Raw genomic sequence first — 22,576 nt, 5'->3', positions numbered from 1 at the left:
ATTTAGCCTATCAATTTCATAAATAAAAAAGAATATAAACTATAAAAGTTCGGCAATACATATCAACAGATTTAAAACTAAATTTTTCGGATCCTTAAAATCTCAGGTCTTTCGGAAGTATCTGATATTGTTCCGGTTCTGGCAAATTCTGCCCAAATAGCTCTCAGCTTTTTACCATTCTCATGAATATACGCCCACGGAATATCTTTCAGCAGTTCTGCAGATTTCCAGGCTTCTTCATTCCCAAAGACCAAAGGAAGATCTATACAATGCGCAGCCCCAATATGATTGTGCTCCGATTCTGAATGAATTCTGAACAGATAAACGTTCCCTCCTGCTTTCGCATAATTTTCAGCAAATTCTTCCGCAGGTTTTCCATAGATGAATTCCGTCGTTTTTCTTACCGCCTTATCTAAAATGATCAGGCCAAATCCTTTTCCGAAATATTTATTCAAAGCATCAGATGTTTTGAGATAGAACGCCGTTTCATTGTCATTTAAACCAATCAGCACGTCATATTTTCCTGCATTGGATTTCCACTTTTCAACCGCTTCATTTTCCTGACATAAAGGAGGAAAACCATACTGGGTTCCGAAAGGCATGGCAGCCTTCAGTCCGTATTTTATCACAGCCGGTACATGTTTCCGGTATTCTTCTGCCATTTTTAAAACATCTGTTTCATCTTTAAGAAATTCTGTTCTTTTTAAAAATTCTGCAGACATTTTTTGCCTGTTGTGTCGCAGTCCCAAAGGCGCACTCTGGATAATCACCCGTTTAAACAAACCTTTAACACCATCGGAAATCATCAGATGAGCAATAGCATCACCGCCAGAAGATTGTCCCAAAAGCGTAATATTTTCAGGATCACCACCAAAATCTGAGCTATAGTTTTTGATCCATTTTAAAGCTTCGATGATATCAAACAGTCCCAAATTAGCAGGTCTCGATTCATCTCCTCCGAGAAAACCAAAAAGTCCAAGCCTGTAGGAAACAGTAACTACAATGATGTGCTGTTCTTTCACCCAGTCACTGGGATCAGAAGTGGGCAGATCGCCACAACCGATCTCATGAGAACCACCGTGAATCCATACCACCACGGGAAGCTTTTCATGGTCTGTAAAATTTTCAGGACGGAACACGGAAAGAAACTGCGTAGATTCATCTGCATCAAAATCTTCAATATGAGTAGGCCCAATCATCTTTTCCACCAACGGACTTATCACCTGCGGGCATACGGGTGTTTTGTGAGGAAAAATAATTTCTGAAGCTGATGGCTGTTCCGGAACGGGTCTTTTAAACCTTTCTGAATGGGCATAGCGGATACTTTTTGCTCTGATGATGCCATTTTCTTTCAGTGCCATAATTTTCCCAAAGGAGGTCTGAAAAATGTGAGTCTTGGTCGGCTGAACTGTCATTTTAAAAACTTTGAAAAATTTTGTCTATTAAAATTAATTCAGTTTTTTGAAATGAGAAAATTTAAACACTAATATCACTAATTTTTAACACTAATATTCACAAATGATGATGGATAGAAACGGTGCTATTTGTGAACATATTTGAGGTATTTGTATTTGATTTTTTAACACGAGTGACACTAATTTTTTACACTAATTTCACAAATCATTGTGGATAAAAATCGTGGTATTTGTGAAAAAATTCGTGTTGTTTGTGTTTAAAACAATCAGTTTAGCATTTTATATTCACTGGGAGAAATTCCCACTTTTGCTTTGAATAATCTGGTGAAATGCTGTGGATATTTAAACCCAAGATCATAGGAGATTTCACTGATGGATTTTGCGGGATTTAAGATCTGTTCCTTCGCCGCATCGATCAGTTTATTGTGAATGAATTCCTGGGCGGACACTCCTAATTCTTTTTTGATCAGATCTCCAAAGTAATTGGCTGACAGGTTGAGTTTTTCCGCAAAATAATTGACCATCGGGAAACCTATGTTTTTAGGATTGTCAGATTTGAAATAATCATCCACAAGGTTTTCAAATTTCCCGATCACCCCTTGATTGATATGATCTCTGGTAATGAACTGGCGGTCGTAGAAACGCATGCAGTAATTTAAAAACAGTTCAATATTATTGACGATCAGTGATTTGCTGTGCTTATCAATGGATTGCTCGAGTTCAAGCTTGATGTTTTTAAAACATTCCAAAACAATTTCTCTTTCTTTTTCTGAGAGATGCAGTGCTTCGTGAACGTCATAGGAAAAGAAACTGTAGTCTTTGATATTTTTACCGAGATTGGTTCCTTTGATCAGATCGGGATGAAACAGCAAGGCATATCCACCGGGCTGTATAGATTTTCCGTCATTGGTCACACCACTTACCTGTCCTGGAGCAATAAAAACCAGCGTTCCTTCCTGATAGTCATAGCTATGCTTACCATAATGCATATCGCCACAGATGACATCTTTCAGGAAAACGGTATAAAAGGTATACGTTCTCCTGTACTGGCATATGGGATCGGATTTTGAAAAATCCACCACACTTACCAGCGGATGAAGGGTTTCATTGTTTACCATTTTATTGTAATCTGAAACGCTCTTTATGTTATCAACTTCCTGATCTTGCATTGACTATCTTTTTAAACTTATTCAAAATTACCACTTTCCTGCGTACCTTGTACAGGGTCTGTAAAATTGGTAAGTATTTCGGTAATCTGTATAAGTCGTGTTTATATAAAAGTATCGACTTTTGTACCGTTATGGAAACATTCAATACAAACATTTTTCCAAAAGGAGAAAAAGCCCCAGCAGCTTATTTTTCCGGCGGAACAGCCTGGGTACAGATTTTAAAACCTAATGAAGATGATCTGAACTGCCAGATCGGAAACGTTTCTTTCGAACCTGGATGCAGAAATAACTGGCATACTCACGGCGGCGGCCAGATTTTAATCGTAACTTCAGGAACAGGATTTTATCAGGAAAAAGGGAAACCGGCACAGGTTTTACACCCGGGAGATGTGGTGAATATTCTTCCTGATGTCATCCACTGGCATGGTGCGGGCCCGGATGGTGAATTCACCCATATTGCCATCAATCCCAATACTCAAAACGGTATTGTAGAATGGCTGGAACCTGTAAGCGATGAGGAGTACAATAATTTATAACTGAACTTAATTAACTTAAATCAAATAAACCAAACCAATGAGCACATTAACTGTAAAAGCCTTCGGAGCTGAGTCTACGACGGCAGACCTTAAAGAAATGACTATTGAAAGAAGAGCAACCACTCCCAAAGATGTAGAAATTGAAATTCTATACTGCGGAGTATGCCACTCTGACCTCCATACGGCAAGGAATGACTGGGGCGGATCTTTGTATCCTGTGGTTCCGGGACATGAAATTGTCGGCAGAATTACCAGTGTAGGAAGTGATGTTTCTAAATTTAAAGTAGGAGATCTTGCCGCAGTAGGATGTATGGTAGATTCATGCGGACACTGCGACAGCTGCAAAGAAGATCTTGAGCAATATTGCTTAAACGGATTTACAGGAACATACAACGGAAAAGACAAACATTTGGGAGGTCATACTTTTGGTGGATATTCTCAGAAAGTAGTTGTAGACGAACATTTTGTATTAAGTGTCCCTGAAAACCTTGACCTTGCTGCAGTAGCACCGCTTTTATGCGCAGGAATTACAACCTGGTCTCCATTGAGACACTGGAATGTAGGACCTAACTCTAAAGTAGCTGTTGTAGGATTAGGCGGATTAGGACATATGGCGATCAAACTGGCAAAAGGATTAGGCGCTGATGTGACTTTATTCTCAAGAACTCCGGGAAAAACGGAAGATGCTAAGCAATTGGGAGCTGATCACGTGGTTATTTCCACTGATGATTCACAAATGGATACTGTCAAAGGAAAATTTGATCTGATCATTGATACGGTTCCTTACGAACATGATATCAATCCTTATATGCAGACGCTTACTCTGAACGGAACTTTGGTTCTTGTAGGATTTGTAGGTGAATTCAGCGAGACTGAAGTGAGCACAAGACCAATGATTTTCCAACGTCGTTCTGTAGCCGGTTCATTGATCGGTGGTATTGCTGAAACTCAGGAATTACTGGATTTCTGCGGAAAGCATAATATCGTTTCAGATATTGAGCTGATCAAAATGCAGGACATCAATCAGGCGTATGAAAGAATGATCAAAAGTGACGTGAAATACCGTTTTGTGATTGATATGCAATCTTTGTAATTACCCATATATTTTAACAGAAAGACTGCCTTTGGGTGGTCTTTTTTGTTTTTGAAATATTTTTTTGGCTAAAGCCAATTCCAATACGGGTTAGGTTTAAATGTTATCAGGTTAAAGTAAAATTGTAATATGGTCATCACAGACCTTTATCATAAATACATTTTACATTTTACATTTTACATTCTACAAAAAATCACTTATACTCCCCCTTCATATCAAGGAACGCCCAATCAGCTAAAGCTGCAATCACGGGAATCAGGCCGGTTCCTGCTTTGCTTAATTTGTAGGTAACATGCGGCGGAACTACCGGTTTTGCGGTTCTGATGACCAGTCCGTCCGCTTCCAGTTGTTTCAGATGCTGGATCAGTACTTTTTCTGTCACGGCAGGAATAGCACGTTTTAATTCGCTGTATCTTTTATCACCGTTGGAGAGTTGGTATAAAATAATCGGTTTCCAGTATCCTCCTATTTTTTCCATTACATAGGCAACGGGACACTTGTCCAATGCATATTTTTTGTTTTGCTGAATGGTAGAACTTTCTTTAATGGCTGTCATAATCTTACATACTTCAGGGTAAGTACTTGTATAAAAGTAAGTACAAATATACCTTTGTTATCAGAATAAAAAAATATTTATTATGAAAATTATCATCACAGGTTCAACAGGAAACGTAGCAAAACCATTAACACAGCAACTCGTTGCGGAAGGACACGATATTACGGTGATCAGCAGCAATGAATCTAAGATTGGTGAAATTGAATCCATAGGGGCTAAAGCCGCTATTGGTTCTATTGCTGATCTGGATTTTTTAGTGAAAGCATTTGAAGGAGCTGATGCTGTTTTTGTGATGACACCTCCTAATATGGGTGCTATCAATATTGTTGAAAACACGGTGAATGCAGGAAAAAATTACGCTGAAGCTGTTAGAAAGAACAATGTAAAAAGACTGGTTATGCTGAGCAGTATCGGAGCTGAATCTCCTGTGGAAAACGGTCCTATAAAGAGTCTTTATCACATTGAGAAATTTTATAATAACCTGGAAAACACATCAGTCACTTTGTTAAGAGCCGGATATTTTTATTTCAATTTCTTTAATGATATTCCTTTGATTAAAGGTGCCGGAATTATGGGTGGAAATTATTCCGGAGACATAAGCATTCCCTTGGTTCACCCGAATGATATTGCCGCAGCCGCAGCTGAGGAATTAGTAAAAAATACAGATGGTAAAAATATAAGATATATTGTAAGCGACGTTCGTAAAGCGGCTGATTTTGCCAACGTTTTTGGTGCTGCAATAGGAAAACCGGAATTACCATGGGTAGAGTTTTCCGATGAAGATTCTTTAAACGGAATGTTGCAGGCCGGTCTTCCACAGGAAATGGCTGAACTGTACACTGAAATGGGAAGAGGTGTGAGAATGGGTGTTGTACAGAAGGATTTTATTGAGCATAAAGCTTCTGTTGATGGCAAGATTAAACTGGAAGATTTCGCGAAAGAGTTTTCTGCAAAATTTAATTCTTAAGGTCTTTAAATTCTTTTGTCTTGAAACAAAAGAATCAAAAGTTCAAGACTGGAATCAAAAGCTAAAAATAAATCTTGTTCTCTAAAAATTCTAAACTCGCGCGAATTTAATCAGAGTTCTTCGATTCTAACTTTGTGTCGCGCTTCGAACAGAAGAATTTTCTTAACGTTCACAAAATTTATTTTTTAAACGCTTTTAATTCCTAGGTCGTTTATGACAGTTTTCAATTGAAATTTCTACAAAACAGTTTCGGCGCACCTGCGGTGCGCCGAAACTTTATCTTTAACTCAATCTTTTCAGTTAAGTTTTTAATCTTAAACTTAACCTCAGTCTATTTTATTTCTTCTCCTTTAAAACTTCCTTTAAAACCTTCAATTTTCCATCGATAGGCTGGTCATTTTTCAACCCTAAAATTTCAGTCACCAAAGGATAAACGTTGACATTCGCAAATTCATCAATAACCAGATTATTTTTAAATTCCGGACCCCAGGCAAAGAAAGTTGCTTTCATTTCAGGGACTATTTTGGGATCGTAGCCGTGTTTTCCTACGGATGTCTTTTTCCCTGCTTCCAGGAATATTTTCGGAGCTTTTGGAATCAGAAGGATTTGCCCGATTCTATCGTATGTATCGTCTCTCGTCGCGAAATGTAAATATTTTGGAAGTCTTTTATCAAGATACACTTCGTAATCTGATGTTTTGTTAGCTTTCAGTTCTTTGTATACTTTTTTAACTTCAGCAGGATTTTTAACATAAACTCTCAATAAAGTCTGGGAATTGTAAAAATCAAATCTGGATTTATCTAAAAGCATCGCCGGAATTTCCAATGGAGCGCCGCCATCTACTTTGATCATCCCATGATCGGAAACGAAAATAAAGTTGACATTTTTCAGTCCAAGATCGTTGACTTTCTGAACCAAGTCTCCAATGGCCTGATCAACCAAATGAACCGCAGTTTCTGTTTCTGGAGCATCTGGTCCGTAATGATGTCCGCTTCCATCTACTTCAGGAAAATACAGTGTGATAAAGTGAGGCCTCGTTTCTGCCGGTAGCTTCAACCAGTTAACTACTTTATCTACTTTTTCAGAAGGTTTAAACTTTTCATGATACGGATAATAATACGAAGGTCGCATTCCTCCTGCATCGCTTGCCGAACCTACCCACATTAAAGTCGCAGAAACCATTCCCTGTTTTTCTGCCAGTGCCCAAAGCGGAGTTCCGCCATACCAGCTTCCGTCTTCCGCATTTTTCTTACTGCTCATCGCATAGGGCTCATTCCGTTTGTAATCGTAGAAGAAATTGTCGATCAATCCGTGATGGGACGGATAAAGTCCGGTGATCAGACTCCAGTGATTGGGAAAAGTAATACTGGGATAACTAGGGATCATGGCTTTAGCCTGTACACCGTCGGATGAAAGTTTCAAAAGATTTTCTGCCTGGTATTTTTTAGCATAATCATAACGGAAACCGTCTGTAGAGATCATGATCACATAAGGCTTATCCTGCGCCTCAGCACTGTTGATACGGCCGGAAACGACTACCTGAGCCGTATCCATTTTTGCCTGCTGGGCATAGATGGCCAGAGAAAAAAACAGCAGAACAATTTGTATTCCTCGCTTCATTGTCAAAATTTTCGGCAAAGTTACGGCCAATGAAGCTCCTGAAAAAGTTTATCAGATTAAAAGTATATTAAAACGTTGAAGTTGGGAAGTCTGAAGATGGAAGATGGAAGTCACTGAAACCCGAAAGCATACCTGCAAAGTGTCTCTTTTAGACTAGCTCATCAAAATTGATTAATGACCATTAGCAGCTTCCTGTCCCTTATTTAAGTTCCTTCTTCATTTCAAACTGGGAGCCCCAATTTTTAAGCCCTACTGTATTTTCCAGAAAAGCAGCGGTGTTTACTGAACTATCATCTATGTTGTTAACAGATATAGCCTGTCCATCAGTCATCTCTCCTATTGCGCTGAAAAGCTGGGTTCCGATGCCCTGATTTCTTTTATTCTTATCAACAGCTATCTGATAGACTTTTCTCACGGCCGGGTTGTAAATGGCGTATCCAACAAGTTGCTCATCTTTATAGGCTCCAAGAATTCTACAATCCTGAAGAATTCTATCCAATACAGGTATCGAGCTCTGCCATGATGGTTCTATATCCCAGAAAGACCGTACTACTTCCCATTGAAAGGTTTCTATTTCTTTTATTACGATTTCAGATTTTTTTTCTTTAATATCAATAATTCCGTTAAAGCAAAGAAGTCTCCGAACTATTTTGAAGCCTAAATTTTGATAAGCTCTTATGGCAGGATCGTTTCCTTCGATCACTTCAAGGATCAGCACATCAGTTTTTCTTTCTTTGAATAAGGGAAGTCTGTAATCATACATTTTTCTTACGAGTCCCTGTCCTCTGAATTCCTGAATGACTCCTGTTCCTGCATTATATACAATACGTTTTCCGTCTTCTTCTTTTTCAGCAAAAAGAATAAAACCTGCCAGCTTTTCTGATTCGAAAGCCCCTACAGACAATTTTACATCTATTTTATCCGCCGTAATTTTTAATTCAAGCTGTTCTAATGACAGGTGAAAAGGAACGATATAATCTGAAAAAGAGGTATTGAATACAGCTAAAAGTTCTTCTGTAGTGGTATTTTCTAAGCTTCTGATTTCCATATATTAATTTTAAATCATTCAATATTAACCGAATGAGAAATTCGATCGAGATTCTGTCCAATAACAAAGATATAAAAACCTTTCAATCCCTCTACCCATCAGCATTGTTAAATATTGCAATAAAAAAATGCCTCCGGATATCAGAGGCATTTATATGAATGTTTTATACTTTGTGTATTTATTCTTTGATCAGTTTTTCATAAGACAGGCTTCCGTCTTTTAAGGTGATCTCGAAATAATAGATTCCAGGTTTCAGATCTCGGACATCTACCTTTTCTCCGTCCGGTTGTACGGTTCTGATCTTTCTTCCGGCAGTTTCATAAATATCGATAGACTTTATTTTATCTGCATTTTTAAAACTCACGGTTTCTTTGGCAGGATTTGGATAAAGACCGATTTTTTTGCTTTCTGCAACAGCCTCGCTTGTACCCAATACGCTTCTTGTAAGGGCAGCATATCCTCTGGTTGCGTTATGGTACCCCAATAACTGATTCCCTGCTCTTCGGGCATAGAATACATTGATAGTGGAAGTGTCATTGGTAAACACGTGATCTCCTGTTCCGCCGGTAAGACTTCTGGTTGCTACAAGGGTTCTTGTAGTTCCGGAAATATTGTCCGTTGTAACGGTCCAGTCCTGTGCAGGGTCTGCCTGAGGAGTCGTCATTCCAATAAAATTAAAATCTCTGCTGGCAGAATTTGAATTATAGATAAATCCGTCTGATCCGCTGGCCATTCCGCCAGTATCTACTCCGTTTCCTCCGAACCCTATTCCCAGCATCGAGTTGCTGTCACCGGTTAGCGTAAGGGTCACCTGAGTAGCGGTCGTTACAATCTTTACGGTCATGCCGGCAGCAGGAAGACTGACCGTTCCTGTGGAAAACTGTGCCCATACCAGATTGGCAAGAGCTAAACTGAATGTTAGTAAAACTTTTTTCATTTTAATTTTTTAGTAGGTTGATGATTTCTTTGTTGTTGGTCTGTAATGCATATTCAAAAGGGGTCATTCCCATTGAATCTTTCTTGGATTTATCTGCTTTATGTTTAAGCAGTAACTCGATCAGCTCTTTGTTCCCGAACTTTACGGCCCAGAACAAAGGAGTTGCTCCGGCAGAATCAGCGATGTTGGGATCAGCATTTTTACTTAACAGGTAAGTGGTCAGCTCTTTATTATATTTTACAGAAAGTCCTGCCAAAGCGGTTCCTTCCTGGCTTTTATAATTGACATCTTTTACATGGTCCATCAAAAATTTAGCCACTTCCGTATTTCCTCTGTAGCATGCGAGGATCAGAGGAGAAAAGCCATTTTCATTGGTTTTGTTGATGACATCCGGATCCTGTTTCATGAGATCTTTCACTTCGGCTAATGTTCCGGTTCTGGCAATATCAAATATAGATTTTGCTTTCTCCTGGGCAGATGCAACAGAAAAACTCAGGAAAATACTGATGATAAGGAGTACGTTTTTCATTGTTTTGCCATTACATAATTATACTCCACCTTCACATTTTCTGCGACTTTCTTGGTCACCATTTTTGGAATGGTCACGTTGTGGTCTACAGGTCTTGCCATAAAGCTTCCCTGCATATATATTTTCCCGTCTTTAGCATAAACCGTAGCTGCAGAAGTAACTGCTTTATCTACGCCATGAAAATTCAGGGTTCCCTGAACGGTGTATTTCTGTGGGGAAGCACTCAGTTTTGTTTTATCAAAATTCGCGATCTTTCCTTTGAAGGTTGCTTTTGGATATTTTGCGGTTTCCGCATAGCTTTCGTTGAAGTGTTCTTCCATTAATTTGGTTTTAAAATGGAAATTTTTCACCACTGAAACAGAAGCCATTTCTCCGTTATCTGCATTCAGGATCACTACATTATTATCATCCTTCGCGTACACATCTTCGAACAGCGGAACGGATGCCTCAAAGGTCACATTCCCTGTTTTGGTGCTGTATTTCTGGGCTGAAACCAATCCGGTAAAAAACAGCACGGCACTCATTAATACTAATCTTTTCATATCAAATATTTTTTAATTTTCAGCAAGCCCGTCGGCTTTCCATTTTATGAAGACATTGATTTGGGTCTGTGATAGGGATCCGCCCTGTGGCATTTTTCCGGCGTCTCCATTGGGTCTTTGTATCCTGTTGAGAATTCCGTCTATATTATTCTTTACATCGCTGTACGTAACCAGAGGTTTAAAACTTCCTGCACCGTGGCAGCTGATGCAGTTGTTGTCCACAATGGTTTTCACCTCCGTATTGTATTTTACAGTTACCGTAATGGGTGTATTATCCGAAATCTCTTCATAGGTCCTGCTGTCACAAGCAATGAATAAAGCCGCTGATGACAATATGTATAGTATCTTTTTCATCTTAAAAAACTCTATAAAGGTTAAACCCAAAGAATATCTGCCCTTTTCCCCACTTGCCTGCTGCATTGGAGAGATACCCGATATCTGAATTGATCTGGGAATTCGAGAATAAAAGCTGGAACACGTGTCCTCCGGTTTCTATATCCATCCCTAATGAAAGAGGATTTTTATAGTAACTGTGATTGTCGAAATTCACAAAATACTCTGCGTTGAGAGAAATTCTTTTGGAAATTTTATAACGGCCTCCCAACCCGGCAAGAAACTGATTCTTGTCCTCAAGGGCTGGATCGTAAAGGTTTTTATGAATGTATGAAGGGGTCAGCTGCAGAGAAAACTTTTCGTTGAATCTTCTTGAAATCAGCGCCTGGGTAAGATAAGCAAGCCTGTCTCCGAATTTGAGGTAAGGATAGTTGTCTTTGTCCAGATCTGTATTGACAGCCATTACGTTGTACCCTACTATGTCTACAGGACTTTTTTCACTCTGCTTTACCAGCTTATACTTTACAGCTCCTTCGAATGTTTTCATATTCGTTTCTCTGGAAAGACTGACTGAAATTCCGTCTGTAACCCCGTAGATCACCCCTAATTTGGTGGAGGCATCATCAAGGCCGAAAAAGTTTTTAAATCCTGTACTTATGTCTCCAAAACGGTGAGCCACCACAATGTACCATTCTTTTTTGGCGGAAAGTTTGGTGGATTGTCCGGTGACGATCTGTAAGGCTTTAAAGGCCGGCTGGGATACTTCTGCATTGGTTTTGAGTGTGTCAATATCTTTCAGCAAGTCTTCCTGCGCGGAGGCAAGACCTGATGCCAATACCGACAAAAATAAGAGAGTTTTTGTCATATACTATTTGAATTAAATTATGATATGACAAACTTATCGAGTTATAAAGTCAAAAGTATGTGATAAAAGTCACCAGAGAAATTGTTTTTATCAATGATAAAGATAAAATCATTAAAACATCATATATTAGATTGATCTAACATTTTCATTTACAGGAATTTTGATGCCTTCTTTGGTCTGAATAATTTCACCTTCATTTTCAATCTTTTTTAAAACTCTGCTCACCACTTCTCTGGAAGTCCCCAAATTACTGGCAATTTCACGGTGTGTAATCTTCAAAGGATTGTTTCCGGTAGCTGAAATCTGCTGACGGATGTAGTTCAGTACTCGTTTGTCCAGCCTGTGAAATACAGCATCATTTACCATATTCATGACATCGGAGAAACGTTTGTCGTATTCATGATAAAATACCCTGTTGATTTCCGGAAACCGGATGAGCCATTCGTGGACCACTGAAACGGGGATCAGGATCACTTCGGATTCTTCTTCGGCAACGGCATATATCCTGCTGGTGTAATCTGTAAAGATAGACGAAAACGTCATCAGACAGCTGTCGTTTGGCTTTATGTAGTAATAGATGAGTTCTCTGCCATCGTTGAGAGTAAAAACTTTTATAGACCCTTTAATCAGAAACGGAACATATTTGTTTTTCTGTCCTTCTCTGATAATTTCGGTTTTTGCTTTAATGTTCGTAACTATGGCATTTGCATGCAGTTCATTTAAAAAATTTTCACCTAGAAACCCGAATTTATTAAGAATAAATTGATTATTTATCATATCCGCTATATCATTTTCATAGCAAATATATAAAATTGGACTATTGAAATAGTAGAAAAATAACATTCTTTAATTATCTCTATCGAAAACTTAATAATCCATTAATTAATGAGTAAATTTTAAATTAAAATCAAATATTTAATTTAAAATCTAAATACAGAAAATTATTTCTTGTGATCTGCAATTTTAGATTATCTTAAATAGATTAAACATCTAAAAGTTCTTGCAAACGGTTTAATATCTTAGAAAATTCCTGCGAAACAATCTCTACTTGATTTTCAATATCTTTATAAAATGTCGCCTTACTTTTAGAATCTAGATTATGTATAAAATGCTTGTGAAGCATACTTTTAGCACTAACCTGAAACCAAGTATTCCACCATTTATTACTCGGTTGGGGATAGTTTTCCGGGAATTCTTCTATAATCTGATTTAAAATCAAATTAAATTTTTCATTGTCTAAAATTATTTTATTTTCACTATTAAATAATTGTATTCCTAAATAAAGTGGGTCATAATTATCCTCATCAATAATAATATTTATTTTCCCAAAAAGACACTCAAAACTTTCACTTTTCACTTTTACATATAGTTTATTGAAAAATTCATTTCTTATAAAAGTATTGATTTTACTGAATTCTTGAGAAATTTTTTCTGCTGCCTCAAAATTTTCAGGAGAATCTAATATTGTTAGGAATATATCGTTTGTCATCTTGTTATAAATTGATTGATTAGTAATTTTATGAACTATATTTAGGTATACCTTTAAAGAATTTTCTATGAACGAATTATTCTTTTCTTTTGCTATTTCTATACATTTTGTAATCCATCCTTTAATATGAGTATGATAAGATATTTTTGTATAGTTTGAAAAGCTAGTATTGTAATAATTACTTTCAAACGGTGTTAGATAAAAAATAGTTTGATCTGAATTACGATAAGAACTTTGATATCTCTCTAATTGATTTACCTGATCTTCTGCCCATATTTTATTTTCTATAAGAATTACGTTCCCGTTCTTTTTATCCTTTATTACAATATCGAGGAATGTTCTGCTACCTAATTGTAAGCCAACATATTCTTCAGTAATGACTTCAATCTGATCTATACAAAAATCACAGGAAACACAATTAAGAAATTCTTTAAGAAAAAGATTTCCAAAATTATGACTCCCATAAGGATTTAAAAGTTCACCAATAATTGCAGAATGGGTATATCTTTCATTATTTTCCATTCCTAAAATTGAAATCAGATTGAATCCTTCTCCTTCTTTTATTATTTCTTTTTCGTAGAGATTAATGATATTTCTAACTTCCTTCAATAAATACTCTGTCATGATCTCTGGTTTAAAATAAGAATAATAGTTGTGATAGTTTTATTAGGTGATAGATTTGTTATATACATGATTATAATTTGTAGTGAGTTTTCGAAATATATATATTTTTTTTTACTTATTTTAAATCTTATCTTCAGTTTATACTATAGAACTGAACATAAAAAATGCCCCGGTTTTTACCGGGGCATTCTTATGTATTGTAAGAAAAATCTTATGCTTGTACGTTGTTACCTCCTAATACGAAAGGCTCAACTTCTTTGATTTCTCCGAACTGCTGCTCGTAGTTAGCTATGTTCTGTTGAAGAGCAGATAATACTCTTTTAGCGTGAAGTGGAGCAAGAATGATTCTTGATCTTACTTTAGCCTGTTGAACACCCGGCATTAACTGGATGAAATCTACTACGAACTCAGATGGAGAGTGGTTTACCAATGCTAAGTTAGCATATACTCCAGCAGCTACCATTTCGTTCAATTCGATGTTGATGTTTCCGTCTTGTGGATTTTGATTGTTGTCCATTGTTATAAAATATGTTTTTAAAATTCGAAATTTGAGATTGTGAAAATATAAAAATAAATCCAAACCTCAAATTTCAAATCATTAATTTTAGTTAAGGTCTTCGAATTCTTTCTTAGAACCCACAATTACATTCTGATATTCTTTAAGACCTGTACCTGCAGGGATTCTGTGCCCTACAATTACATTTTCTTTAAGACCACTTAAGAAGTCAACTTTACCAGCTACTGCTGCTTCGTTAAGAACTTTCGTAGTTTCCTGGAATGATGCTGCAGACATGAATGACTTAGTCTGAAGAGCTGCTCTTGTAATACCTTGAAGTACAGGCGTTGCTGTAGCAGGTAAAGCTTCTCTTACTTCAACTAAAGCTTGGTCTTCACGCTTCAGTTTAGAGTTTTCGTCTCTTAATTCTCTGGCTGTAATCATCTGACCTGGCTTGAATTCTTTAGAATCACCAGCTTCTACTACAACCTTAAGACCGAATACTCTGTTGTTTTCTTCCAAGAAGTCAAACTTATGCTCAAGAGCTCCTTCCAGGAACTGAGTATCACCTCCATCTACGATAGATACTTTCGTCATCATCTGTCTTACGATGATCTCGAAGTGCTTATCGTCGATTTTTACCCCCTGAAGACGGTAAACTTCCTGGATCTCATTTACCAGATATTCCTGAACCGCCGTTGGACCTTTGATTCTTAAGATATCATCCGGTGTAATAGAACCGTCAGAAAGTGGTGCTCCTGCTCTTACGAAGTCATTCTCCTGAACAAGGATCTGGTTAGAAAGTTTTACCAAGTAAATTTTTCTTTCACCAGTTTTAGCTTCTACGATCAATTCTCGGTTACCTCTCTTAATTTTTCCGTAAGAAACTACCCCGTCGATTTCAGTAACAACCGCTGGGTTTGAAGGGTTTCTTGCTTCGAATAGTTCGGTAACTCTCGGAAGACCTCCGGTGATATCCCCTGCTTTTGCAGATTTTCTTGGGATCTTGATCAAGACTTTACCAGCCTTAATTTTTTCACCATCATTTACCATTAAGTGGGCTCCTACCGGTAAGTTGTATGCTTTCTGCTCAACTCCTTTAGAATCTACCACCTTCAGTGTAGGTACGGCTTTCTTATTTCTAGACTCAGAGATTACTTTCTCTTCGAATCCTGTTTGTTCATCAATTTCAAGCTGGAATGAGATACCCTGGATAATGTCTTCGTATTCAACCTTACCTGCAGTTTCTGCAATGATTACCGCGTTATACGGATCCCACTTACAGATTACATCTCCTTTCTTCACTTTATCACCTGGCTTCACTGCTAATTCAGAACCGTAAGGTACGTTAGCAATCATCAATGGTGTTCTGGTTTCGTTATCCGCTACCAATCTGAATTCCGTTGAACGTGAAACAACTACCTCAGCAGTTTTACCGTTTTCATCTTCAGAAGTAATCGTTCTTACTTCGTCCATTTCAACGATACCGTCTCTTCTTGCAACGATAGATGGGTTTTCTGAAACGTTACCTGCAGTACCCCCTTGGTGGAAGGTTCTCAACGTAAGCTGAGTACCTGGTTCCCCAATTGACTGTGCACCGATAACCCCTACAGCTTCACCCATGTGGATCATCTTACCAGTCGCAAGGTTTCTACCGTAACACTTCGCACAGATTCCTTTTTTAGTTTCACAAGTAAGTGGAGAACGAACTTCAACAGCTTCTAATCCTGCTGCTTCAATTCTCTTCGCCAATACTTCATTAATTACCTGATCTGCTTCAGCGATTAACTCGTCTGATTCCGGATCATAGATGTTATGAAGAGAAACTCTACCTAAGATTCTTTCAGAGATTTTTTCAACGATCTCGTCATTTTTCTTAAGTGCAGTAACTTCAGTACCTCTAAGCGTTCCACAGTCGTCCTCAGTAACGATAACGTCCTGAGCAACGTCTACCAATCTTCTTGTAAGGTAACCAGCATCGGCAGTCTTAAGTGCGGTATCCGCAAGACCCTTACGGGCACCGTGGGTAGAGATAAAGTACTCTAGAATCGAAAGACCTTCCTTAAAGTTTGCAAGGATCGGGTTTTCGATGATCTCCGCACCAGTAGAACCAGCTTTTTGCGGTTTCGCCATCAAACCTCTCATCCCTGATAACTGACGGATCTGTTCTTTAGAACCCCTCGCCCCGGAATCAAGCATCATATATACAGAGTTGAATCCACCTTGGTCAGATTTCATTCTGCTCATGATCATTTCAGTTAATCCTGCGTTGGTGTTTGTCCAAACGTCGATTACCTGGTTATAACGTTCTGTATCGGTGATAAGACCCATGTTATAGTTGGCTCTAATCTCGTCTACCGTTTCAATAGATGTAGCAATCATCTTTTTCTTCTCCACAGGAACTACAATATCCCCAAGTGAGAATGAAAGACCTCCTTTGAATGCATTAGAATACCCTAAGTCTTTCATTGCATCCAAGAACTTCACTGTTGTAGGGAAATCAGTATCAGCTAAAACTCTACCGATAATGTTTCTCAGTGATTTTTTCGTCAATAGTTCATTAACGTATCCTGATTGTTTTGGGACAATCTGGTTGAATAGAATTCTACCTAAAGAAGTTTCGATTAATTTTGTCGAAATCTCTCCGTTTTCTTTAACAGGTAGTCTACATCTTACTTTAGCATTTAATGAAACTCTTCCTTCTGCATAAGCGATTTCCGCTTCTTCAGGAGAATAGAATGCAAGACCTTCACCTTTCACTTTCATATCTTCTGTAGAGCTCAATTCTTTAGTCATGAAATAAAGACCGAGAACCATGTCCTGAGAAGGTACCGTAATAGGAGAACCGTTTGCAGGGTTCAAGATGTTCTGAGAACCTAACATCAATAACTGAGCTTCAAGGATCGCCTCTGGGCCTAACGGTAAGTGTACCGCCATCTGGTCACCATCGAAATCGGCGTTGAATGCTGTTGTTACCAACGGGTGAAGCTGAATTGCTTTACCTTCGATCATCTTAGGCTGGAATGCCTGAATACCCAGTCTGTGAAGGGTAGGTGCTCTGTTCAATAGAACCGGGTGACCTTTCATCACGTTTTCAAGGATATCATATACTACAGGCTCTTTTCTGTCGATGATTCTCTTTGCAGATTTCACAGTTTTTACAATTCCTCTCTCGATCAGTTTTCTGATGATGAACGGTTTGTAAAGTTCTGCTGCCATATCTTTAGGAATACCACATTCGTGAAGCTGTAAGTTTGGACCTACAACAATTACGGAACGCGCAGAGTAGTCAACCCTTTTCCCTAGTAAGTTCTGACGGAAACGACCTTGCTTACCTTTCAATGAATCAGAAAGTGATTTCAATGGTCTGTTTGATTCAGATTTTACAGCAGAAGATTTTCTTGTATTATCGAATAATGAATCTACTGATTCCTGAAGCATACGCTTCTCGTTTCTCAAGATTACTTCCGGAGCTTTGATCTCCAATAGTCTTTTCAGACGGTTGTTTCTGATAATAACTCTTCTGTAAAGGTCATTTAAGTCAGAAGTTGCGAAACGTCCTCCATCCAATGGAACCAATGGTCTTAGTTCTGGTGGTATTACAGGAAGCACACGCATAATCATCCACTCCGGTCTGTTGATCATTCTTGTATTAGCACCTCTTAGTGCTTCTACAACGTTCAATCTTTTAAGAGCTTCAGTTCTTCTTTGCTTAGAACCTTCGTTGTGAGCTTTGTGTCTTAAATCGAAAGACAATGCATCAAGATCGATTCTTTTTAAAAGATCTTCCACAGCTTCAGCACCCATTCTGGCGATGAATTTGTTTGGATCAGAATCATCAAGATACTGGTTTTCCACAGGAAGAGTTTCCATGATATCCAGGTACTCTTCTTCTGTAAGGAACTCCATGTTATCGAAGTCAGAACCGTCTAATTTTTTAGCAATACCCTGCTGAATCACTACATATCTTTCGTAGTAGATGATCATGTCTAATTTCTTAGAAGGAATTCCTAAAAGGTAACCGATTTTGTTTGGTAAAGAACGGAAATACCAGATGTGTGCGATAGGCACTACAAGATTGATGTGTCCGATTCTTTCTCTTCTTACTTTTTTCTCAGTAACTTCTACCCCACAACGGTCACAAACGATCCCTTTGTAACGAATTCTCTTGTATTTACCACAAGCACATTCGTAATCCTTTACCGGACCGAAGATTTTTTCACAGAACAACCCGTCTCTTTCAGGTTTGTGCGTTCTGTAGTTAATAGTTTCCGGTTTTAAAACTTCCCCTCTTGATTCCTGAAGAATCGATTCCGGTGAAGCTAAACCGATGGTTATTTTATTAAATCTACTTGATTTATTTTTATTTGACATTGTTTTGTTTTTAGATTAAAAGATTAAGAGATTTGAGATTTGAGACTTTTTAAGTCCCGTGTCTCGTGTCTTAAAGTCTCTCGTCAATTATTCTTCAAGTCTTACATCAAGTCCAAGACCTTGTAGCTCGTGAAGTAATACATTGAATGATTCCGGAATACCTGGTTCAGGCATAGATTCACCTTTTGCAATAGCTTCATAAGTTTTCGCTCTACCAATCACGTCATCAGACTTCACTGTCAGGATCTCTCTCAGGATGTTAGAAGCTCCGAATGCCTCAAGAGCCCAAACCTCCATCTCTCCGAATCTCTGACCTCCGAACTGAGCTTTACCTCCTAACGGCTGCTGAGTAATCAGTGAGTAAGGTCCGATAGAACGTGCGTGCATCTTATCATCTACCATGTGTCCAAGTTTCAGCATGTAGATTACCCCTACCGTAGCCGGCTGAGTAAATCTTTCCCCGGTACCACCATCATAAAGGTGAGTGTTACCAAATTTAGGAAGACCTGCTTTTTCTGTGTACTCAGTAATCTGATCAAGCGTTGCTCCATCAAAGATTGGCGTAGCGAACGTCATTCCCAGTTTCTGACCAGCCCATCCAAGAACTGTTTCATAGATCTGTCCGATGTTCATACGAGAAGGTACCCCTAGTGGATTCAATACGATATCTACCGGTGTTCCGTCTTCAAGGAATGGCATATCTTCTTCACGAACGATTCTTGAAACGATACCTTTGTTACCGTGACGTCCTGCCATTTTATCCCCTACGTTCAACTTACGTTTCTTAGCGATATATACTTTAGCCAATTTCATGATACCAGCCGGAAGCTCATCTCCGATAGAAATTGCGAATTTCTCACGGTTTTTAACCCCCTGGATGTCATTGAACTTGATTTTATAATTGTGAATCAATTGTTTGATCAATTCATTCTTATCGTTATCTACCGTCCAGTCTGCACCGCTTACGTTAACGTAATCTTCAACTGAAGTCAATAATTTGTGAGTGAATTTCACACCTTTACCGATGATTTCTTCATCAAGGTCATTGGTAACTCCCTGAGAAGTTTTACCGCTTACCAGTGTGTTTAATTTTTCAATTAAAGTATTTCTCAACTCATCAAACTTAGCCTTGTAAGTGTTTTCAATTTCTTCAAGTTTAAGTTTTTCTTCAGTTCTCTTCTTTTTATCTTTAATGTTTCTAGAGAACAATTTTTTGTTGATCACAACACCTCTTAGTGATGAATCTGCTTTCAATGAAGCATCTTTCACATCACCGGCTTTGTCACCGAAAATCGCTCTAAGAAGTTTTTCTTCAGGAGTCGGGTCAGATTCACCTTTTGGAGTGATCTTACCGATCATAATATCTCCAGGCTTCACTTCAGCACCGATTCTGATCATACCGTTCTCGTCAAGATCTTTGGTTGCTTCTTCAGAAACGTTTGGAATATCTGCTGTAAGCTCTTCCATACCTAATTTGGTATCACGAACTTCAAGAGAATATTCATCTACGTGGATTGAAGTAAACCAGTCTTCACGTACAACTTTTTCGTTGATTACGATTGCATCCTCAAAGTTGTATCCTTTCCAAGGCATGAACGCTACTACTAAGTTTCTACCAAGAGCTAGCTCTCCGTTTTCAGTAGCATAACCGTCGCAAAGTACCTGACCTTTCTGTACCGTCTCACCTACTCTTACGTTTGGTCTTAGGGTAATGGTCGTACTCTGGTTGGTTTTTCTGAACTTAGTAAGGTTGTATGTTTTAGTAGCAGACTCGAATTGTACTAAATCTTCGTCGTCGCTTCTTTCATATTTAATAGTGATTCTATCAGCATCTACATATTCTACAAGACCTGTACCTTCAGCATTGATCAAGATTCTTGAATCTTTAGCAACCTGCTGTTCCAGACCAGTACCTACGATTGGAGCTTGTGGCTTCAACAATGGAACGGCCTGACGCATCATGTTGGATCCCATCAATGCACGGTTCGCATCATCATGCTCCAGGAATGGAATTAATGAAGCTGAAATACCAGAGATCTGGTTGGGTGCAACGTCGATAAGATTAACCTGAGCTGGCTCAACTACCGGGTAGTCACCATCAAGTCTTGCGATAATTCTGTCTGTTAAGAATTCACCGCTGTCAGTCAATTCTACGTTCGCCTGAGCAATTACTTTATCTTCTTCGTCTTCTGCATTCAGATAAATAGGGTCAGCAGAAAGATCGATCTTACTGTTTTCTACTTTTCTGTATGGAGTTTCGATGAAACCAAGGTTATTGATCTTAGCATAAATCCCCAGAGATGAAATCAAACCGATGTTTGGTCCTTCCGGAGTTTCAATCGGACAAATTCTTCCGTAGTGGGTATGGTGAACGTCACGAACCTCGAAACCTGCTCTTTCTCTTGATAAACCACCAGGCCCTAGTGCAGAAAGTCTACGCTTGTGCGTGATCTCTGATAGCGGGTTGGTCTGGTCCATGAACTGAGAAAGCTGGTTGGTACCGAAGAACGAGTTAATTACTGATGTTAATGTCTTAGCATTTACAAGGTCAAGTGGAGTAAATATTTCGTTATCTCTAACGTTCATTCTTTCCTTGATTGTTCTTGCAATTCTTGAAAGACCTACACCGAACTGTCCTGCTAACTGCTCTCCAACAGTCTTGATTCTTCTGTTTGATAAGTGGTCAATATCATCCACATCAGTTTTTGAGTTTACTAACTCAATTAAGTGTCTTACAATCGCAATGATATCTTCTTTTGTAAGAACTTCAGTTGTAGTTGGGATGTTTAGGCTTAACTTTTTGTTTAGTCTGTAACGTCCTACTTCACCTAATGAATATCTCTGTTCAGAGAAGAATAATTTTTCAATGATTCCTCTTGCTGTTTCCTCATCTGGTGGATCTGCATTTCTTAACTGACGGTAGATGTACTCTACTGCTTCTTTTTCAGAGTTCGTAGGGTCTTTCTGTAATGTATTCTGGATGATAGAGAATTCATTGCTGTTTTCTTTGTGAATCAGGATAGATTTCACACCAGCATCAAGAATAAGATCTAAATGTTCTTTTTCAAGAATAGTTTCTCTGTCTAAGATGATTTCGTTTCTTTCGATAGAAACCACTTCACCTGTATCTTCGTCTACGAAATCCTCGAACCAAGTGTTCAATACTCTCGCAGCCAATGTTCTTCCTTCCACTTTTTTAAGGGCAGCTTTAGAAACTTTCACTTCTTCAGCAAGGTCGAAGATCTGAAGGATATCCTTATCAGACTCATAACCGATCGCTCTTAACAGAGTAGTTAATGGTAACTTTTTCTTACGGTCGATATAAGCATACATTACGCTGTTGATATCTGTCGTAAATTCCATCCAAGATCCTTTGAAAGGGATAATTCTTGAATAGTACAGTTTAGTTCCGTTAGCGTGGTAAGTCTGTCCGAAGAATACACCAGGTGAACGGTGAAGCTGCGTAACGATAACTCTCTCAGCACCGTTGATGATGAAAGATCCACTAGGCGTCATATAAGGAACCGGGCCTAAATACACATCCTGAACCACCGTTTGGAAATCCTCGTGCTCAGGGTCTGTACAATACAATTTAAGTCTTGCTTTAAGAGGAACGGAATACGTCAATCCTCTTTCCACACACTCGTTAATTGAATAACGTGGAGAATCTACCAGATAATCAAGGAATTCCAATACAAACTGATTTCTAGAATCGGTAATTGGGAAGTTTTCCTGGAAGGTTCTGTATAAACCTTCGTCTGTTCTGTCTTCTGGAAGGGTATCAAGCTGGAAAAAATCTCTGAAAGACTCTAACTGGATGTCCAGGAAGTCAGGAGTGATAATTTTTCCTTTTGCTGATGAGAAGTTAATTCTCTGATTCCCCCTTGTTGTTGCTGTTGTTTTACTCATAAAACTTTTAAGAAAGGGTTAAAAAATATTTTGATTCATTCAAAAATATCAGAAGAAGACAAAAAGATAAAAGA

General features: G+C 38.4%; 18 protein-coding genes. 3 read left to right on the top strand and 15 right to left on the bottom strand.

The genetic code is table 11. From position 1 onward, the window contains the following. Nucleotides 1–77 precede the first annotated feature (77 nt). Both IW22_RS00975 and IW22_RS00970 read right to left on the bottom strand, forming a co-directional pair. Entirely contained in the window at nt 78–1,361 is a 1,284-nt protein-coding gene (locus tag IW22_RS00975) for a carboxylesterase family protein (RefSeq protein ID WP_051890943.1), read from the bottom strand. Nucleotides 1,362–1,681: 320 nt separating this feature from the next. Then, on the bottom strand, nt 1,682–2,584 hold the full coding sequence (locus IW22_RS00970) for a helix-turn-helix domain-containing protein (RefSeq protein WP_034723422.1): 903 nt from the start codon (nt 2,582–2,584) through the stop codon (nt 1,682–1,684). A gap of 131 nt (nt 2,585–2,715) precedes the next feature. Here IW22_RS00970 and IW22_RS00965 point away from each other — a divergent pair, with 131 nt between their 5' ends. Together IW22_RS00965 and IW22_RS00960 are read left to right on the top strand one after the other, a co-directional pair. Then, complete coding sequence (locus IW22_RS00965) at nt 2,716–3,120, top strand: cupin domain-containing protein (RefSeq protein WP_034723420.1); 405 nt, start codon at nt 2,716–2,718, stop codon at nt 3,118–3,120. A 37-nt stretch (nt 3,121–3,157) separates the two neighbouring features. Continuing rightward, on the top strand, nt 3,158–4,213 hold the full coding sequence (locus IW22_RS00960; RefSeq protein WP_034723418.1) for an NAD(P)-dependent alcohol dehydrogenase: 1,056 nt from the start codon (nt 3,158–3,160) through the stop codon (nt 4,211–4,213). A gap of 193 nt (nt 4,214–4,406) precedes the next feature. Here IW22_RS00960 and IW22_RS00955 read toward each other — a convergent pair whose 3' ends face one another. Then, nucleotides 4,407–4,769, bottom strand: coding sequence for a winged helix-turn-helix transcriptional regulator (locus tag IW22_RS00955; RefSeq protein WP_034723417.1), 363 nt, complete (start codon nt 4,767–4,769; stop codon nt 4,407–4,409). 82 nt (nt 4,770–4,851) lie between these two features. Between IW22_RS00955 and IW22_RS00950 the strand changes: the two genes are divergently transcribed. Further along, nucleotides 4,852–5,736, top strand: coding sequence for an NAD(P)H-binding protein (locus IW22_RS00950; RefSeq protein WP_034723416.1), 885 nt, complete (start codon nt 4,852–4,854; stop codon nt 5,734–5,736). A gap of 336 nt (nt 5,737–6,072) precedes the next feature. Here the strand turns inward: IW22_RS00950 and IW22_RS00945 are convergent, their stop codons facing one another. From IW22_RS00945 to rpoB, 12 genes are all read right to left on the bottom strand, one after another. Further along, the gene (locus IW22_RS00945) at nt 6,073–7,356 is read right to left on the bottom strand and encodes an ectonucleotide pyrophosphatase/phosphodiesterase (RefSeq protein WP_034723414.1); all 1,284 of its coding nucleotides are present in this window, start codon (nt 7,354–7,356) and stop codon (nt 6,073–6,075) included. Between the two features lie 199 nt (nt 7,357–7,555). Next, on the bottom strand, nt 7,556–8,404 hold the full coding sequence (locus IW22_RS00940; RefSeq protein ID WP_034723410.1) for a GNAT family N-acetyltransferase: 849 nt from the start codon (nt 8,402–8,404) through the stop codon (nt 7,556–7,558). A gap of 178 nt (nt 8,405–8,582) precedes the next feature. Further along, nucleotides 8,583–9,341: a T9SS type A sorting domain-containing protein gene (locus IW22_RS00935; RefSeq protein ID WP_034723409.1), complete on the bottom strand. Its 759-nt coding sequence runs from the start codon at nt 9,339–9,341 to the stop codon at nt 8,583–8,585. Nucleotide 9,342: 1 nt separating this feature from the next. Beyond that, nucleotides 9,343–9,870, bottom strand: a complete 528-nt coding sequence (locus tag IW22_RS00930) for an ankyrin repeat domain-containing protein (protein ID WP_034723407.1) — start codon at nt 9,868–9,870, stop codon at nt 9,343–9,345. Continuing rightward, complete coding sequence (locus IW22_RS00925; RefSeq protein ID WP_034723405.1) at nt 9,867–10,412, bottom strand: YceI family protein; 546 nt, start codon at nt 10,410–10,412, stop codon at nt 9,867–9,869. The genes IW22_RS00930 and IW22_RS00925 overlap by 4 nt, the downstream gene beginning before the upstream one ends. Nucleotides 10,413–10,424: 12 nt before the next feature. Beyond that, on the bottom strand, nt 10,425–10,766 hold the full coding sequence (locus IW22_RS00920) for a c-type cytochrome (RefSeq protein WP_034723403.1): 342 nt from the start codon (nt 10,764–10,766) through the stop codon (nt 10,425–10,427). 1 nt (nt 10,767) lies between these two features. Continuing rightward, complete coding sequence (locus IW22_RS00915) at nt 10,768–11,610, bottom strand: DUF5777 family beta-barrel protein (protein ID WP_034723402.1); 843 nt, start codon at nt 11,608–11,610, stop codon at nt 10,768–10,770. A 126-nt stretch (nt 11,611–11,736) separates the two neighbouring features. Next, entirely contained in the window at nt 11,737–12,387 is a 651-nt protein-coding gene (locus tag IW22_RS00910; protein ID WP_034723400.1) for a Crp/Fnr family transcriptional regulator, read from the bottom strand. 205 nt (nt 12,388–12,592) lie between these two features. Beyond that, on the bottom strand, nt 12,593–13,723 hold the full coding sequence (locus tag IW22_RS00905; RefSeq protein WP_034723399.1) for a PD-(D/E)XK nuclease family protein: 1,131 nt from the start codon (nt 13,721–13,723) through the stop codon (nt 12,593–12,595). A gap of 211 nt (nt 13,724–13,934) precedes the next feature. After that, nucleotides 13,935–14,240 carry a DUF3467 domain-containing protein gene (locus IW22_RS00900; RefSeq protein ID WP_034723398.1) on the bottom strand — a complete coding sequence of 102 codons (306 nt, stop codon included), beginning with the start codon at nt 14,238–14,240 and terminating at the stop codon, nt 13,935–13,937. Between the two features lie 87 nt (nt 14,241–14,327). Next, nucleotides 14,328–18,593 (bottom strand): DNA-directed RNA polymerase subunit beta', encoded by a 4,266-nt coding sequence (rpoC, locus tag IW22_RS00895; RefSeq protein ID WP_034723397.1) that lies wholly within the window; start codon nt 18,591–18,593, stop codon nt 14,328–14,330. Between the two features lie 87 nt (nt 18,594–18,680). Beyond that, a complete protein-coding gene (rpoB, locus tag IW22_RS00890) occupies nt 18,681–22,502 on the bottom strand; it encodes a DNA-directed RNA polymerase subunit beta (RefSeq protein ID WP_034723396.1) in 3,822 nt (1,273 codons plus the stop codon). Nucleotides 22,503–22,576: the final 74 nt, after the last annotated feature.

The sequence above is a fragment of the Chryseobacterium sp. JM1 genome, assembly GCF_000737715.1.
Lineage (GTDB): Bacteria > Bacteroidota > Bacteroidia > Flavobacteriales > Weeksellaceae > Chryseobacterium.
The sequence above is the reverse complement of the archived record's forward strand: the minus strand, read 5'-3'. Positions and strand labels throughout refer to the sequence as shown.